At 76.1% G+C, this 1,029-nt stretch carries 2 protein-coding genes; both read right to left on the bottom strand.

What is annotated here, in order from left to right; translation table 11 throughout:
* The coding region (locus N869_RS15350) for a universal stress protein (RefSeq protein ID WP_035063120.1) at positions 1 to 347 on the bottom strand (347 nt) is incomplete at its 3' end.
* Between the two features lie 72 nt (positions 348 to 419).
* On the bottom strand, positions 420 to 1,029 hold a 610-nt coding region (locus N869_RS15355), incomplete at its 5' end, for a DUF4192 family protein (RefSeq protein ID WP_156968605.1).

A 1,029-nucleotide genomic window follows, 5' to 3' on the forward strand; every position in this document is an offset into this window, starting at 1 on the left:
ATCCGCTGGGCGTTGGAGCCCAGGATCAGCTTCCCGACCGGGCTGCGGCGCCGCAGACCCATCACGATCAGCGCGCTTCCGGCCTCCTGGGCCGCCCCGATGATGTCCTCGGCGACGTCACGCCCCCGGGTGGTGAGCCGGACCTCGTGGCGCACGTCCTCCTCCTCGAGCCGGCGCCGGACCTCCTCCGCCTGGGCGTCGAGGTCCTCCCCCCCGGAGCCGAACCGGTGACCACGCTCGCTCAGGACGACCACGAGTCGACCGCCGCGCCTGGTGACCTCGTCGATCGCCGCCCGCAGTGCAGCGTCTCCCTCCGGGGTCGCTACGTATCCGACGACGACGCTCATCGATCCTCCTGGGGGCGGTGGCCCGACCGGTTCCGGGGCTCCGCCCGACGCTACCGGAAGCGTCGCCCGCGCTCACGGTCGGGCAGCAGGTCCCCCACCCGCACGACCACGCGACGGGACCGGGCGGCGCAACCACCCGGGCCCCATCCCCTGCCCCAGCGCCTGCTCGACCAGGACCGCGAGCCGGTGCTCGGGATCCACCACCAGCGCTCGTTCGCACAGCACGGACGCCCGGGCGCCGTCGCCGCTCCACCAGGCGAGCACCGCGAGCAGCGTCAGCGGCGCGGACTGGGCGCGCCGGGGCGCGTGGGCCACGACCTGCTCCAGCAGGAGCCGGGCTGCGGCGGTCGGGCCGGGAGCAGGAGGCCTCCCGTCACCCGGGTCCACCAGGCGACGCAACGCGCGTTCCAGCTCAGGGCCCCCGTGGCCGGCCAGGACCTGGTCGGCCACGCGGTCCTCACCGATGAGGGCGATGAGGACCGCGTCGCGCACGAGCACGTCGGCGAGGGCTGCGTGCAGACGACCCAGCTGGGCGGGTCCCGGCAGGGCCTCGTGGGGTGAGACGGTCCCGCCTCCCGCGGCTGCGGCGGTCGCGCGGTGCACCGAGGCGAGGTGCTCGCGCCACGCGGTGAGGCCTTCCCGGCGCCACCGGGTGATGACCGGTCCGCGGGCCCCCTCGGCC

The sequence above is a fragment of the Cellulomonas bogoriensis 69B4 = DSM 16987 genome (assembly GCF_000767165.1).
GTDB lineage: Bacteria > Actinomycetota > Actinomycetes > Actinomycetales > Cellulomonadaceae > Actinotalea > Actinotalea bogoriensis.